11 protein-coding genes are annotated in these 15,728 nt (G+C 56.5%); 2 read left to right on the top strand and 9 right to left on the bottom strand.

Annotation, left to right across the window (positions count from 1 at the left end; translation table 11 throughout):
- Positions 1 to 45: 45 nt before the first annotated feature.
- The 5 genes from QCD60_RS15385 to pssA form a co-directional block, all read right to left on the bottom strand.
- Positions 46 to 1,674, bottom strand: a complete 1,629-nt coding sequence (locus QCD60_RS15385) for an NAD+ synthase (RefSeq protein WP_279786758.1) — start codon at positions 1,672 to 1,674, stop codon at positions 46 to 48.
- 157 nt (positions 1,675 to 1,831) lie between these two features.
- On the bottom strand, positions 1,832 to 2,464 hold the full coding sequence (locus tag QCD60_RS15380; protein WP_279786756.1) for a sulfoxide reductase heme-binding subunit YedZ: 633 nt from the start codon (positions 2,462 to 2,464) through the stop codon (positions 1,832 to 1,834).
- 78 nt (positions 2,465 to 2,542) lie between these two features.
- Positions 2,543 to 3,541: a protein-methionine-sulfoxide reductase catalytic subunit MsrP gene (gene msrP, locus QCD60_RS15375; protein WP_279786753.1), complete on the bottom strand. Its 999-nt coding sequence runs from the start codon at positions 3,539 to 3,541 to the stop codon at positions 2,543 to 2,545.
- 416 nt (positions 3,542 to 3,957) lie between these two features.
- Positions 3,958 to 7,872, bottom strand: a complete 3,915-nt coding sequence (locus QCD60_RS15370; RefSeq protein ID WP_279786751.1) for a DEAD/DEAH box helicase — start codon at positions 7,870 to 7,872, stop codon at positions 3,958 to 3,960.
- Between the two features lie 176 nt (positions 7,873 to 8,048).
- Positions 8,049 to 8,741, bottom strand: coding sequence for a CDP-diacylglycerol--serine O-phosphatidyltransferase (gene pssA / locus QCD60_RS15365; RefSeq protein WP_347950226.1), 693 nt, complete (start codon positions 8,739 to 8,741; stop codon positions 8,049 to 8,051).
- A 516-nt stretch (positions 8,742 to 9,257) separates the two neighbouring features.
- Between pssA and QCD60_RS15360 the strand changes: the two genes are divergently transcribed.
- Entirely contained in the window at positions 9,258 to 9,848 is a 591-nt protein-coding gene (locus QCD60_RS15360) for a cysteine hydrolase family protein (protein ID WP_279786749.1), read from the top strand.
- 91 nt (positions 9,849 to 9,939) lie between these two features.
- Here QCD60_RS15360 and ilvC read toward each other — a convergent pair whose 3' ends face one another.
- From ilvC to QCD60_RS15345, 3 genes are all read right to left on the bottom strand, one after another.
- Positions 9,940 to 10,956 (bottom strand): ketol-acid reductoisomerase, encoded by a 1,017-nt coding sequence (gene ilvC, locus QCD60_RS15355; protein WP_279786747.1) that lies wholly within the window; start codon positions 10,954 to 10,956, stop codon positions 9,940 to 9,942.
- Between the two features lie 84 nt (positions 10,957 to 11,040).
- Positions 11,041 to 11,532 carry an acetolactate synthase small subunit gene (ilvN, locus tag QCD60_RS15350; protein WP_104154464.1) on the bottom strand — a complete coding sequence of 164 codons (492 nt, stop codon included), beginning with the start codon at positions 11,530 to 11,532 and terminating at the stop codon, positions 11,041 to 11,043.
- A 2-nt stretch (positions 11,533 to 11,534) separates the two neighbouring features.
- On the bottom strand, positions 11,535 to 13,256 hold the full coding sequence (locus tag QCD60_RS15345; RefSeq protein ID WP_104154465.1) for an acetolactate synthase 3 large subunit: 1,722 nt from the start codon (positions 13,254 to 13,256) through the stop codon (positions 11,535 to 11,537).
- A gap of 634 nt (positions 13,257 to 13,890) precedes the next feature.
- On the opposite strand from QCD60_RS15345, the gene QCD60_RS15340 reads away from it, so the two are divergent.
- A complete protein-coding gene (locus QCD60_RS15340) occupies positions 13,891 to 14,163 on the top strand; it encodes a hypothetical protein (RefSeq protein ID WP_104154466.1) in 273 nt (90 codons plus the stop codon).
- A gap of 117 nt (positions 14,164 to 14,280) precedes the next feature.
- Here the strand turns inward: QCD60_RS15340 and QCD60_RS15335 are convergent, their stop codons facing one another.
- On the bottom strand, positions 14,281 to 15,567 hold the full coding sequence (locus QCD60_RS15335) for a flavohemoglobin expression-modulating QEGLA motif protein (protein WP_207780488.1): 1,287 nt from the start codon (positions 15,565 to 15,567) through the stop codon (positions 14,281 to 14,283).
- Between the last annotated feature and the right edge of the window lie 161 nt (positions 15,568 to 15,728).

Here is a 15,728-nt window from a genome sequence, read left to right as displayed (position 1 = left end):
GTGGCAGCCTTTATGCGTGAGACATGACAGGGAGGAAACGAGGCGTTACTCGCCCGACTTCCAGGCAGAGGTGATGGGATAACGGCGATCACGGCCAAAGCCGCGCTGGGTGATACGAGGTCCAATGGCTGCCTGACGGCGTTTGTATTCGTTAACATCCACCAGGCGAATCACGCGCTTGACGGTTTCCAGCTCAAAGCCCTGCGCGGCAATGGCATGGGCGCTGTAGTCCTTCTCGATATACAGCTCCAGAATGGCATCCAGCACTTCATAGGGGGGCAGGTTGTCTTCGTCCACCTGATCCGGTGCCAGCTCAGCTGATGGCGGACGGTCAATGACCCGCTGCGGAATCACCGCACCGAGGCGGTTGCGATACTCGGACAGCTTGAACACCAGCGTTTTCGGTACATCCTTGAGCACATCGAAGCCACCGGCCATGTCACCGTAGAGGGTGGCATAACCGACCGCCATTTCGCTCTTGTTACCGGTGGTCAGCACCAGATAGCCCAGCTTGTTGGACAGGGCCATCAGCAGTACACCACGGCAGCGCGCCTGCAGATTCTGCTCGGTAGTATCCACCACGGTATTGACAAACGAATCGGCCAGGGTGCCCATAAAGGCTTCAAACATGGGTTCGATAGACAGGATGCGGTAATCGACGCCCAGCGTGGTGGCTTCTGCCTGCGCATCTTCCAGACTCATGGAAGAGGTGTAACGGAACGGCATCATCACCGCCGATACCCGCTCCTTGCCCAGCGCGTCCACGGCAATGGCCAGCGTCAGGGCCGAGTCGATACCACCGGACAAGCCCAGTACCACACCCTTGAAGCCGTTCTTGTTGACGTAATCACGTACACCGGCCACCAGTGCCGAGTAAACGGAAGCCAGTTTGTCCGGCTGCGGTGCCAGCCTCTGCGCCACCGGCGTCAGGGCAGGCTCCAGCTGGAAATCGACCGGATACAGACCTTCTTCATAGCAGGGAGCGGACGCTACCAGCTGGCCTTCGCCGTCCACCACCATGGAGCCACCATCAAACACCAGCTCATCCTGACCGCCCACCAGATTGGTGTAGACAATCGGGCAGCCCGCCTGGCGGGCACGTTCAGCCAGCAGCTTGCGGCGTTCTTCCCATTTACCGATGTGGAACGGTGAGGCATTGAGGTTGATGATCAGCTCGGCACCGGCCTCACGAGCCTGCATCACCGGCTGTGGCTGCCACATATCTTCGCAGATGGTAATGGCCACCGGGCGGCCCTTGATCTCCACCACGCAGGGAAGATGGCCGGGGACAAAATAACGTTTCTCGTCGAATACCTGATAGTTGGGCAGGCTCTGCTTGCGGTAGATGCCCTGAACCTGTCCTTCTTCGATGTAGGCGGCCATGTTGTACAGGCCTTCCGGCTCACGCCAGGGGTAGCCGAGCATCACGCCGATACCGCGGACTTCTTCCTGCACCTGCTGCAGGGCTTTACTGACGCGCAGCTGCAAGCTGGGACGCAGCAGCAAATCCTCCGGCGGGTAGCCGGTCAGGGTCAGTTCGGGGAACACTATCAGGTCTGCCTGCAGCCGGTCACGGGCATCATTGGCAGCCGCAATCACCTTGGCAGTATTGCCGGGAATATCTCCCACCAGAAAATCGAGCTGCGCCATAACGATGCGCAAACCAGGCTTCATAGACCAGAATCCTTTGTTGCAACCGGGTTGAGGGGGCACCATTCTCCGGCAAAAGCCGATGGATGGCAAAGCACAATATGCTCGGAGAAAGCGTCTTTCTGCTACGCCTTTTTATCAATCCGCATCCACTGGCCAGCCATCCCCGCGGAAAACTCGTTCAACCTCGCTCCATCTGGCCCGGATGTACCACACTCCTGACCTTCTGCCGGCGCTGCCACCACCAGTACAGACGGATCAGCAGCAGTGCCGCAGTGATGCTGCCGTACAAAGCGGCTTCGAAATAGCTGGAGCGCACCTGCCAGAACAGATGCAGCCAGGCCAGCAGCACGGCCACATAGACGCTGTTATGCAGGCGCTGCCAGGATTTGCCCAGCCGCCGCATCATCGCTCTGGTGGACGTAACCCCCAGCACCACCAGGATCAGCAAAGCAGGTGCACCCACGGTAATGTAGGGGCGCTTGATCAGCTCTTCGCCCAGCCGGCTGAAGTCTGCTCCCAAAATAAAAAACAGGTACGCCAGCAGGTGCAGCACCGCGTAGAACAGCGCGAACAGCCCCAGCATACGCCGGTGCACCATCAGCCAGCCCCACTGCAGCAGCCGTCGTGCTGGCGACACGCACAGGGTGATCAGCAACAGGCGCAGCGCCCACAGCCCGGTCTGCCAGACGACCGTCTTGGCCGGGTCAGCGCCGAGGTGATTGGTAAAGGTTGCCCACAACAGCCAGCCGAAAGGCAGGCTGGCAAGGACAAAGATCAGCACGCGCCGGGCGCTTACAGGCAGGGTTTTCAAACCGTGCTCCTCTTCAGAACGCACTTGTCAGCGGGGCTGTGACGACATCAGTCACTCCCCGCAGCATGCTTAGCCGCTTCAGTAAAACTTGCGCAGGTCCAGACCGCTGTATAACGACGCCACTTCATCGGCATAGCCGTTAAACATCTGGGTAGGAACAATGTTGGGGCTGAACAGGGTAGAAGGCAGACGCCGCTCGGTGGCCTGGCTCCAGCGCGGGTGATCGACCTTGGGATTGACGTTGGCATAGAAGCCGTACTCATCCGGTGCAATCTCGCTCCAGGTGGTTTTGGGCTGCGTCTCGGTCAGCTCAATCCTGACAATCGATTTGATACTCTTGAAGCCATATTTCCATGGCACCACCAGTCTTAACGGCGCGCCATTCTGATTGGGCAGCGCCTTACCGTAGAGACCGACTGCCAGGATGGTCAGCGGATGCATCGCTTCATCCATACGCAGCCCTTCGATATACGGCCAGTCAATACTGCTGAAGTAACTCTTCTGCTCAGGGAACTGTTTGGCATCCTTGAGAGTAGTGAAGGCGACATACTTAGCCTTACTGGTAGGCTCAAAACGCTTAAGCAGGGAGGCCAGTGAAAAACCGATCCATGGAATGACCATCGACCAGGCCTCAACGCAGCGCAGGCGGTAGACCCGTTCCTCCAGCTCCATCCCTTTGAGCAGATCTTCCAGATGATAGCTACCGGGTTTGCCCACCTCTCCGGCGATTTCCACGTTCCACGGATAGGGGTTGAAGCCTTCGCTGTTAGCGGCGGGGTCTTCCTTCTGATAGCCAAATTCGTAGAAGTTGTTGTAGTGAGTGACGTTATAGAACGGCGTCAGCGACTCCTTGGCCACCACCACGTCGGGCTTAGCAGCCGCCAGTTGCTGGCGCAGCCAGTCCGGGCCGCGATCAACAGCGTCCTTATCGGTATGTGCCGGAGCGGCCCAGGCTGACGACAGCGCCATGCCGGCCCCTGCTCCCACCACCCCGCGCATAAAGTCACGACGCGCCCGATAAATAGGTTCGGGAGTTATTTCCGACGCAGGAATCTTCGAGGGAAACTTGATCAACATGGAATAGCCTCACTGTTGGTTATGCGGTCCTGTACTGCATGACGTCCTCGTCCCCTTTCCTGTCTCTGGATTGCTCATGCGGTAGCTGTGCCACAGATAAAAGTCTGTTTGCACTATTGGTCGGAGCTAGCGCGCATTTCTTACAGCCAAAGCTAAAATCCCTGCCCGTGGCCGCTCCCTGCCTACGCTCCGCTGCCATCAGGGCAGACCGTAAACAGGTGCTCAGCGGGTTGGACAGAAATAAGGATAATAAGTGCAGAAAAAATTCAGCAGAGCGCTGAATTTTTTGTTGGGGATAACCTGCACAACAGAAGTCGCGCAGGTATCTGTGGACAACTGTGCAGTGAGAGAGGTGGATATGCCGTCAAAGACCTGCAATCACCTCGCAGCGTGCAGGTCTTTGACAGCAGGCGTTATCAGGAACTGAGCAGGCTCAGCAGCAGCTCGCCATCCAGCTTGCTGGTGACCGCCTGATCACTCAGCACCTTGTCAGCCAGATCGCGTTTATCGTGGTGCAGTGCGACGATCTTCTCTTCGATGGTCTTTTCCGTCACCAGACGATAGACCGTGACCGGCTGAGTCTGGCCAAGACGATGAGCACGGTCACTGGCCTGATCTTCCACCGCCGGGTTCCACCAGGGATCGAGATGGATCACGGTATCCGCTTCGGTCAGGTTAAGACCGGTACCCCCTGCCTTGAGGCTGATCAGGAACAGATGGGTTTTACCGGCCTTGAACTCTTCCACTGCGGCCTGACGTGCCCGCGAGGTGCAGCTGCCATCAAGGTAGCTGTAACGCCAGCCAGCCTGCTGCAAACGCTCACGCAGGCGACTGAGCAGGCCGATAAACTGGCTGAACACCAGCACCCGGTGATCTCCGGCAAAGGCTTCTTCCAGCAGGTTCATCGCTTCATCCAGCTTGCTGCACGGGCCCTGATAGTCGTCGACAATCAGGCCGGGATGACAGCAAATCTGGCGCAGACGAATCAGGCCGGTCAGCGTCGCCATCAGCCCCGATTGCGTCTGAATCTGCTCCAGTGTCTGCTGCCGCGCCGCCTCGTACACCGCCCACTCTTCTTCACTGAGACTAATGCGGTGAGTGATTTCGGTCTTGCTCGGCAGCTCTTTCAGCACCTGACTCTTCATACGCCGCAGAATGAAAGGCGATACCAGCGCACGCAGGCGGGTCATGGCCTCATCATCACGGCTGGCATCGGAATACTTGCGCACGAAGGAGGCCTTGCTGCCCAGCAAGCCCGGGTTAATAAAGGCAAACAGGCTCCACAGCTCCAGCAGGTTGTTTTCTACCGGCGTACCACTCAGGGCAATGCGGCTTTCTGCCTGCAGCTGAAACAGCGTACGGGCACGCTGGGTATTGGCGTTCTTGATCTGCTGCGCTTCATCCAGCACCGCCGTGGCCCAGCTGATTTCTGCCAGCTCTTCCTCCAGACGGCTGACCAGCCCGTAGCTCAGCACCACCACCTGATTGGGGCCGGCACTGACGATACCTTCGCGGCGGTCTTCCAGCTGTTCCAGATCGATCATGTCCAGCTCAGGGGCAAAGCGGGCCGCTTCCTGAATCCAGTTGGGCACCACCGATTTGGGCGCGACTACCAGCGCAGGCCCAGCTTCACGACGCAGCCGCAGCAGTGTCAGCGCCTGTAGAGTTTTACCCAGCCCCATATCGTCCGCCAGACAGGCACCAAAGCCATGCAGGCACAGGTGGCTCATCCAGCGCACCCCATCGCGCTGATACTCACGCAGCGGCTCCAGCAGATCGGTGGGCAGCTCCGGCTCATCCAGCCATGACCGGGTGATGTCCTGCCAGTGCTGATCGGTCTGCACTCCCACACTCTGCAACAACTGCTGTAGCGGGTAGGCAATCTGCTGATCAAAGCGCTGTTCGTCACCGACCAGGGAATGCAGGGTGGTGAGGTACTGACGCAGCTGTTCGCTCATCAGCACCACATTGCCTTCATCCAGCGTCACATAACCCTGCCGGGCCTGTTGCAGCAGCAGACGCAGGGAAGCCACCTTCTGCTGATCCAGCTCGACATGGCCATCGATACCAAACCAGTCCTGCTGCTGACCGAGACTCAGGCGCAGGTCAGGCATATCAATCACACGCGCCTGTTGACTGCCACTACGCCACTGCACCAGCTCAGGTTCATGCTCCATCACCGGTTGCAGCGCCTGCAGCAGTGCCAGAGCCTCTTCGCCTTCGAGTTGCCAGAAGTTGTCTTCCTGCTTGCTCAGCCCCAGACGCTCGATCCATTCCTGACGCAACTGTGCTTCGCGCGGCAGGTCACGGTGATACCAGTGGGTATGGTCGTTACGGCTCTGCACCATGGCATTGCCCATGGCCAGAGGCAACGGATAGGGCCAGTCAGCCACCGGTTTGGTCACCAGTTGCAGCGCCAGTCCAGTGGACTGCCAGTCCAGCAGGAAACACGGCCGTGAAGGCCATTCGATCAGGCGAACATTGCCACGCAGTTGCGAATGATCGGAATACCAGGCCTGTTGCTGCCAGCGGTCAATGATCTCCTGCAGAGTGGGAATCGCCTGCTCGGGAATCGCTCCCGGAGCCGCGACCAGAGCACGCAGCAGCTTGTCGGCAGCTTCCGGCAGGATGTAGAACTGCCATATCCCTTCCCCCAGACGCTCCAGGGCCAGGCCGTTCTTCAGCAAGGCAGGCACCACTTCACAGTGCAATCCCTGCTCGGCACGCAGGAAACTGACCAGCGGTGTCTGCGGAATCAGTGACAGCGGCACACCTTCCACCGTGGATACCCGTGGATGGCGGCTCAAGGTCATCAGCAACGCCGGGGTCAGGCGAACCCGTTCGTAATAGTTCTGGGGGCGAATGCCGCACTGGGCGAGAATCAGGTAATCCTGCTCCTCCAGCATGCGGCCAAACTGTTCGGGATAGGACTGCAGCTGATCCAGCCGCACCTGTCGCCCCTTACTCCAGCTGCGCTTGCCCTGTTTCTGGATCTTGGCTGACAGCAGACCATGATCGAGATCCACGACCCACACCAGTCGCTCCTGCAGCGGCTCGGGGACTTCTTCCACCGACAGGGTATGCACCCGCTCCAGCCAGCCTTGCCAGGCATCCTGCTGGCTGCGCACGTTCATCAGCAGAATCGGATGACTGATCTCTTCGCCAGCCAGCGCCTGAGCCACGGCCCTGACCAGACTGTTCACTGGCGATTTGGCATCCAGCTGCAGTAATTGCTGATACTCGGGCTGCAGTTTCCACTCCTCGCTGAATCCCTCTGGCAGTGCCGATTGCAGTAGCAGCGCTTCCAGCAGCCATTGCAGTTTGAGCGGGAAGGCATCACGGCGGAAATACTCCCCAAACAGGCGCTCGGCCTCGGCGCTGGAGAAAAATGAATAGGGATTGCTGCTGGCCTTGCTCTGCAGCGAGGCCGAATAGGCTTTGATCCATTGGCGGGCATGCTGCAACTGACGTGGCAGCTCATCGGCAGCCAGCATTTCCAGCCAGCTGATCATGCCCAGATAACCTTGCTGTCTGGCCCACTGGCAGGCCTGTCGGGCCAGCTCAAGGCTGCGCTGCGGATCACTTACCCGCAGCAAGGCCATTTCCAGCAGGGTACGGTAGACCGGCAAGAAGCCCTGAGCATCCCTATCCTGCTGCTGCCACAGATAACGCGACTGAAACAGCGACTGCTCGGCAGACTGGAATTCCAGCTGGCCGAACCAATGATCCTCCAGATCCTTATCCTTGAGCTGGGTCAGGGCATAGTCGGCATCCCAGGCTGCCAGTAACGTCTCACTGAGGGTGTCCTGCAGGCCGTTGTCACGCATCTGGGCATCGACAGGCAAGACGTGGCCACCTTCCAGCACATCATTGAGGCAGAGAATGTTCAGCATCACCTTCTGCCAGTAAGGTGGCAGCAAATGCAGGTACTGCACCGCCACCGGCGTCTCACTGTATTTCTGTGCCAGCACCTGAGAAGCGCACTTGTCGAGGTCGGCCTCCATCCCCAGCCATGCCCGCAGCAGCTCGCGCAGGTCAGCATAGTCGTCATCATCATCGTGATGAGGAGCCAGCAGTGTCAGAGGCAGACGCTGTTCATGGAAGGCACGGAAAACGGTCCAAACACCATTCTCTTCCAGCAGGTATTCCTCACCATCGAAGTACAGCAGATCATCGTTGCTCATGGCATCGAGTTCACGATCAATATCCGCAGGACGTACTGTGGCGTCGAGGGATTGCCGGATATGCTGGCGGATGGCGTTGCCGGTGGTCTCCGGCAGCTCCAGGACTGCCTGAAAGATTTGAAGTTGCAGAGCAGCGAGATGCGCCATTGCAGAAAGCCTGTTCCCTAGGGAAAAAGCGAAGGATACCAGTTGTTTAGCCTTCACTGAAACTTTCAGCGCGGTTGCAAAACAAGGTGCCCGACGAAAGGTGGGGGATATCAGACAGAAGTGACAGCCTCTGCCTGCCGTACATTGCCGTCAGACAGAGGAGGATCACCGCAGGATCAGTTAAATTTGCGACGCAATTTGCGCAGATAGAGGGCAGGACCAGAAAACCCGTAGATCAGGAAGATCCCCCACAATACCGCTGCTGGCTGATAGGCAATGACCGCAAATACCAGTGCAATGATCATCAGGGTCATGACCGGCACCTTGCCTTTCAGATCAATGGTCTTGAACGAGTAGTAGCTGACATTACTGACCATCAGGATACCCGCTGCCGCTACCAGCAGGGCTGCCCAGAAACTGTAAGCAGTGGTCAGTACATGGTATTCGGAACCGACCCACACCATCCCGGTCACCAGCGCAGCCGCAGCAGGGCTGGGCAAACCAACGAAGTACTTCTTGTCGACCGAGCCAATCTGCACGTTGAAACGGGCCAGACGCAGTGCAGCACCAGCGACATAGATAAAAGCGGCGATCCAGCCCAGCTTGCCGAGATTGTCCAGCGTCCAGGTAAAGGCCACCAGAGCTGGCGCCACACCAAAGGACACCATATCAGCCAGACTGTCATACTCGGCACCAAAGGCGCTCTGAGTGTTGGTCATACGGGCCACGCGGCCATCCAGACTGTCCAGCACCATGGAAATAAAAATGGCGATACAGGCGGAAATGAAGTGCCCGTTCATGGCGGCAATGATGGCATAGAAGCCGGAAAACAGAGCGCTGGTGGTAAACAGGTTAGGTAACAGGTAGATGCTGCGATTAGGTTTGCGCGGCGGGGTTTCCTGAGACTTGTTATCCTGGGGAGTGTTCGATGCGTGCGGTTGTTCCACGTTGCTCTCCTGCGCTGGCTGCCCATCGGCGGATGAATTTGTGGCCTGCTGAGTGCGAATTGGCGTGACGTTATGCGTATGGTCAGATGGCGATGCGGCCATTGATTCCTTCCCCATTAATAGCGGTTTGCGGCTAATAATACGTCCCCCTCCTCAAAAGGGAAATGTTGGCTCCGGCTTCCCTTTGTTTCCAGCCGCCTTGCTCTGCCTCTGTCAGCACCTCCATGAGCGCCATTTTTTACCTTGACCTCATGGCAGCCACTGCACATGATGGACCGATGAAAACTCTTGCCTGCGCCATCCAGCTGACCACCACCACGACCGCCCCTCTGCGGGTCGTGCGCTAGCGGCTGATTTCCATACACTGCTACCCACCCCGCCAGTTCTGGACGGGGTCATTGGGGCGTCGTTCTGACTGGCACCACCAAGGAACGAACCATGCCCAACCAGATCTCGAAAGACTCCTCAAAAAGCGCCTTACTGATTATCGACATGCAGGTCGGCCTGTTTGATGCCCCTCAACCGCCTTATCAGCGCGAACAGTTACTCAGCAATATCAATCAGCTGATAGCAGCTGCCCGCCTGGCTCAGGCGCCTATTCTGGTGGCTATGCACACCGGCCCTCAGCACTCAGCCATTGCGGCAGGCAGCCCACTGTGGCAGCCCGTACCCGGCCTGGACCTCGACCTGCAACAAGATCAGCTGTTCAACAAGACCCGCCCCAGCTGCTTTGAGGGGACCGCTCTGGCACAGCAGCTGGCCGAGCAGGCCATAGACCGGCTGATCATATGCGGCATGAAGACCCAGTTCTGCGTCGACACCACTTGTCGCAGCGCCTGTGAACGGGGATTGGCGGTCGTTCTGGCGGCCGATGCCCACAGTTGCCCGGACGGCGAACTGCTGTCTGCCGCACAGATCATCCAGCACCACAATCAGACACTGGCCGGTGCCTTCGCCGACGTACAGCCCGCAGCCCGCATCCGTTTTGGCACGCCATCACAGCCATTGCAGTGTGGCGAACGAGCATAAAAACAAAAACCGCGAGCGTTGCCGCTCGCGGTTTCTGTTATTGCCTGGACTGGCGGCATCCTGTCATTAGCCGCCATCGCCCACTGCCGGATTAGTTGCGGGTTTTGTCAACCAGCTTGTTGGCAGCAATCCAGGGCATCATCGCACGCAGTTTCTCACCGATCTGTTCGATGGGGTGAGCAGCGTTGTTACGACGGTAAGCAGTCATTGAAGGATAGTTGGTCGCACCTTCAGTGATGAACATCTTGGCGTATTCACCGTTCTGGATACGCTTCAGCGCATTGCGCATGGCTTTGCGAGATTCATCGTTGATAACTTCAGGACCAGTCACGTACTCGCCGTACTCCGCATTGTTGGAGATGGAGTAGTTCATGTTGGCGATGCCGCCTTCGTACATCAGGTCAACGATCAGCTTCAGCTCGTGCAGGCACTCGAAGTAAGCCATTTCAGGGGCATAGCCCGCTTCAACCAGAGTTTCAAAACCGGCTTTAACCAGCTCAACCGCACCACCACACAGAACAGCCTGCTCACCGAACAGGTCGGTTTCAGTTTCGTCTTTGAATGTGGTTTCGATGATACCGGTACGGCCACCGCCTACGCCGCTGGCGTAAGACAGAGCGACTTCTTTGGCTTTGCCAGTGGAGTTCTGGTAAATCGCGATCAGGTCAGGGATACCGCCGCCTTTGACGAACTCAGAACGTACAGTGTGACCAGGTGCCTTGGGAGCGATCATGATAACGTCCAGATCAGCACGGGGAACAACCTGGTTGTAATGGATGGAGAAGCCGTGAGCGAAGGCCAGAGTCGCGCCTTTCTTCAGGTTGGGCTCTACTTCATCTTTGTACAGCTTGCCCTGGAACTCGTCAGGAGTCAGGATCATGACCAGATCAGCAGAAGCAACAGCATCAGCCACGTCAGCCACTTTCAGGCCAGCAGACTCAGCTTTGGCGCGGGTAGAAGAACCGGCGCGCAGACCCACTGTGACGTCCACACCAGAGTCTTTCAGGTTGCATGCGTGAGCATGGCCCTGTGAACCGTAACCGATGATGGAAACTTTCATGCCCTGGATGATGGACAGGTCACAGTCTTTATCGTAATAAACGTGCATTTTTTTCCCCTAATACTGGAAGCCCTCAGGCTCCCTCTTCACAGTCAACTTGAATTCAATATCCACCGTCGCGGCGGACCATTATCAGATACTTAAGGTTTTCTCGCCACGCGAAATACCCGACACCCCTGTGCGCACCACTTCCATGATGCTGGCATCGCCTACCGCCTTGATAAAGGCGTCCAGCTTATCGCTGGCACCGGCCAGCTGCACGGTATACAGGCTGGGGGTAACGTCAACGATCTGTCCACGGAAGATGTCGACGGTGCGCTTGATCTCATCACGCACCGGGCCGCTGGCTTTCAGCTTAATCAGCATCAGCTCGCGCTCAATGTGCTCACCTTCGGTCAGGTCAACCACCTTGACCACTTCGATCAGCTTGTTGAGCTGCTTGGTGATCTGCTCCAGCACTCGGTCGTTACCGATGGTGGTCACCGTCAGACGTGACAGGGTGCCGTCTTCGGTAGGGGCGACCGTCAGTGTCTCGATGTTGTAGTTACGCTGGGAGAACAGCCCGACCACACGCGACAGAGCACCGGCTTCGTTCTCCAACAGAACGGATATGATACGTCGCATGATCAGGTTCTCTCCGTCTTGCTCAGCCACATGTCTTTCATGGTGCCGCGTGGCACCTGCATGGGATACACGTGTTCAAAGGGATCAACGTATACGTTGATGAATACCAGTTTGTCCTTCATGGCAAAGGCCTTTTCCAGACCGGGCAGCAGCTCTTCCGGAGTACGGATAGTGACTGCTTCATGGCCATAGGAACGCAACAGGCCTTCAAAATCAGGCAGTGACTTCATATAGGACTGCGAGTGACGGGACTCGTAGTTCATATCCTGCCACTGACGCACCATACCGAGTGACTGGTTGTTCAGGCACAGAATCTTCACCGGTATGTCGTACTGGTTCGCCGTCGACAGCTCCTGAATGTTCATCTGGATACTGCCTTCGCCGGTGACACAGATGACTTCGTCTTCGGGAAAGTTCAGCTTCACCGCCAGAGCAGCAGGCAGACCAAAGCCCATGGTGCCCAGACCGCCTGAGTTGATCCACTGGTTAGGACGATCAAACTTGTAGTACTGCGCAGCGAACATCTGGTGCTGACCGACATCAGAAGTGACGTAAGCCTTACCTTTGGTGACCTTGTGCACGGCCTCGATAACGGCCTGAGGCTTCAGCAGTTCACTGTCGGCTGTTTCGTAACGTCCGGCATGCACTGTGCGCCACTGTTCAATGCTGGCCCACCACTCTTTCAGTGCGCCCTGATCCAGCTCGCTCAGGCGTGGCTTGAGCAGATGAATCATTTCATCCAGCACAGGTTGCACATGCCCCACGATCGGGATGTCGGCAAATACGGTCTTGGAGATAGAAGCCGGGTCCACATCGATATGGATGATCTTGGCTGTCGGGCAGAACTTCTCTACCGCGTTGGTAACACGATCATCAAAACGGGCACCGATGGCCACGATCAGATCCGAATGGTGCATTGCAGAGTTGGCTTCGTAGCTGCCATGCATCCCCAGCATACCGAGGAATTGCGGATCAGTACCGGGGAAGGCACCCAGACCCATCAGGGTATTGGTGACCGGGAAATTGAGCATGTGTGCCAGTTCGGTCAGCTGTTTCGAAGCCTGACCCAGCACCACACCGCCGCCACTGTAGATAACAGGCCGACGCGCGGTCAGCAGCAGGTCGACTGCTTTCTTGATCTGACCGGTATGGCCACGGTAGACCGGGCTGTAGGAGCGCAGTTTGACACTCTTCGGATATTCGTAGGGGAACTTTTCCGATGGCGCGGTCATGTCTTTGGGGATGTCGATCAGCACAGGACCGGGACGCCCTGTCTGCGCGATGTAGAAAGCCTTCTTCACCACCGCAGGAATGTCTTCGGCACGTTTGACTGACAGGTTGTGTTTCACCACCGGACGGGACACGCCAAGCATGTCGGTTTCCTGGAAGGCATCATCGCCAATCAGGTGACTCATGACCTGACCGCAGAGGATAACCATCGGAATGGAGTCCATATAAGCAGTGGCAATGCCTGTCACTGCGTTGGTAGCTCCTGGTCCAGAAGTCACAAGCACCACGCCAGCTTTTCCCGTCGCCCGGGCATAAGCATCGGCCATATGAGAGGCTGCTTGCTCATGGCGGACTAGGATGTGCTTCACGGCGTCTTGCTGGAATAGTGCATCATAAATGTGCAACACGGCCCCGCCAGGGTATCCGTAGACATATTCGACACCCTCATCAGCAAGGGCGCGAATAAGCATCTCAGCGCCGGAAAGTAATTCCACTTGTACCACCCTCAAAGATAGCTATAACTCACGTTTATACGCAGTATGAATAAAAGTTTGAATTCACAGGGTTTTCCGCACCGAAAAGGCGCGTAACGCTTACTCTGACCCAGAGCCTGGGGGATTGCAAGACGCCCAAGGTATGAACGCACAATGCCCTCGGGCCCTTTGCTGGTGTCAGAAAGGACGTCAAGAATTCAAAGGCCAGTTAGTTCGCCAACGGGTATAAGACGACTCAGGAATTGGGCCCAGACCATTTCATGGGTGGCGAAATTGATTTGAGGCCCAATAATAGACGTCGGCTAGGGTGATGCCGACACCTGAGGTGGGAGGTTCACTCCCAAGATTGGAGGCGCCATTTTTGCATGTGATGCTTAAGTGTGCAACCCGCATTTTGCATCTGCGAATCAGGTTGTTTTTGCGCACCAGCACGGTGCAGAAAACCACCTGAAAGGATGGCATTTTCAATGCATCTATACTGAATAGAGTGAACTGAGTTGTCATGTCGGCAAGGCAACAACGCGACATGGCGGGTCAGTATAGACCGAAGGTGGCAGGTCGCAGAGCGAGCGCCTGTGCTATAGTGGCGGGCAGTCAGGCTGTGCATGACAAGCTTTAACAACAAGGAGTCTGTATGTCTTCTGTAAGTGCTGATATTCGTAAACGTGACCGCATGATTGAAGAACTGCGCGGTTTCATCAAGAAAGTATTGATTGATCCCAGTATTGCTACCCAGTCTCTGGATATTGCTCGTGCGTTGATGAATGAAACCAATGCGGAACGCAAGATTGCCGACCGTATCTCCGCTACCACCAGCATCAAGATCCCCGCCGAACTCAGCGACGCAGACAAGATGTACCTTGATCTGCTGAAAGAAGTATTGCGCGACGAAAAAGCGCTGTATTGATCCCGCATCAAAGCGGTGTAAATACAAAAAGCAGGCAGGTGAAAACCTGACCTGCTTTTTTGTTGCTCACATTAAGCGGCGGCTGTCTGCTGACCCTTCAGGCATTACCTCAGCATGCTACAGCAGTGCGGCATAATCCGACTCGACCCGATCCAGCGTCAGATGGTTCAGGAAGTTAGAGAAACACATCCATGCCGACAGCGCGCTCATGTCCCGCAGTTGATCTGGCAGAAATACCGGCGCCTGCACCAGCCCCTCTTCGGCCAGCTGAGTCAGTACCTTGATATCCTCCAGATTGGTCTTGCCACAGAACAGCATCTGGATAGCGTTAAGATTCCCTTTCTGAACCGCCAGCTGCAAGAAGTTGTACAGCATGACGAAGCCCTTGGTGTAAGACAGATCTTTGGTAAACGGCTTACCGGTCGGTGTGCTGCCACGAAATACCCGGGTGGCATTGGTATAGCTGGTCTTCTCGCTGAATCCCTGTTTGACGAAAAACTGGTAGATGTCGATAAAGTCGGCACCATTTTCCACCAGATCTACCGCCTGAATACGGTTTGCCAGCTTGCGCAGCCGGGTCGGATAGGACACGAACGCAATCACCTCCATCAGAATGGCCAGCCCTTCCTGTGTGATGGTCGATGAGGGCGGCCCCTTGCTCAGGAAGGTACAGATGGACTGGCGCTGCCCATTCAGTGTCGTCCCCAGATGCACCATGCCTTCATGGACAAACAGGATATCGATATCACGCTGATTGAACATGGCATCGCGACGAATCTTCAGATAATCAGAACCTGCCGCAGCGTCAGCTACGATGTTGTCATCCAGCAGCACCCGCACCTGGGTGTCATTGAACTTGGCATTGAGCCGCTCATCCAGCTGTTTGGCGGCCTGCTCGGCATTGATGGTTTTGTCTTCATCCTGAATCACATCAGAGGCACTGAGCTTAGTCAGGGTGGCATCCATCATCCTGCCCAGATCAGCCAAGGTCGGATCACCGGCATGGAATACTTCCGATGCGGTGCCGTACAGCTCCTGGGAAATCCGCCCAAAAGCGGGCTTGCCGCGGTTTTCCAGCATGGTGCTGACCAGTCGGTACTCACGACAGATACGCCGCATGATGCGCCCCAACGGATTGAAATTCCCCAGTCGACGGGCAATGTCACGCTCAATCTCGTAGAACTCATCACGTTTGCTGTCAGGATCAAAGCTCAGCGGTCGACCCTGATAGTAGTCAATATCGACCAGCGGTAATTCCTTGCACTTGCTGGCAAAGAAGGCTGATTCGATACGGTCATCCCATTTGATGGCATCAAGGATGCGGATGGGTTCCTGTGCCTTGACGATACGATCGGACAACTGTCTAACCGTTTCGTGATAGGCCTTCATTTGCGCTTTCTTCATGGAGTACGCCACATCAGGACGAAATTGCTGGCATTATTGAGCAACTGCCAACCCACTGGCAACGAGCATTTACCCTCTGCCACAGTAGACGCCATGACAGCTTCCCAGGCTTATTGCAAGTTCCTCGCCAGTCTGAAGCGAACCTTTACAGCACTTTTACA

It is taken from the genome of Pokkaliibacter sp. MBI-7 (assembly GCF_029846635.1).
GTDB lineage: Bacteria > Pseudomonadota > Gammaproteobacteria > Pseudomonadales > Balneatricaceae > Pokkaliibacter.
This window is presented reverse-complemented; position numbering and strand designations above follow the sequence as displayed.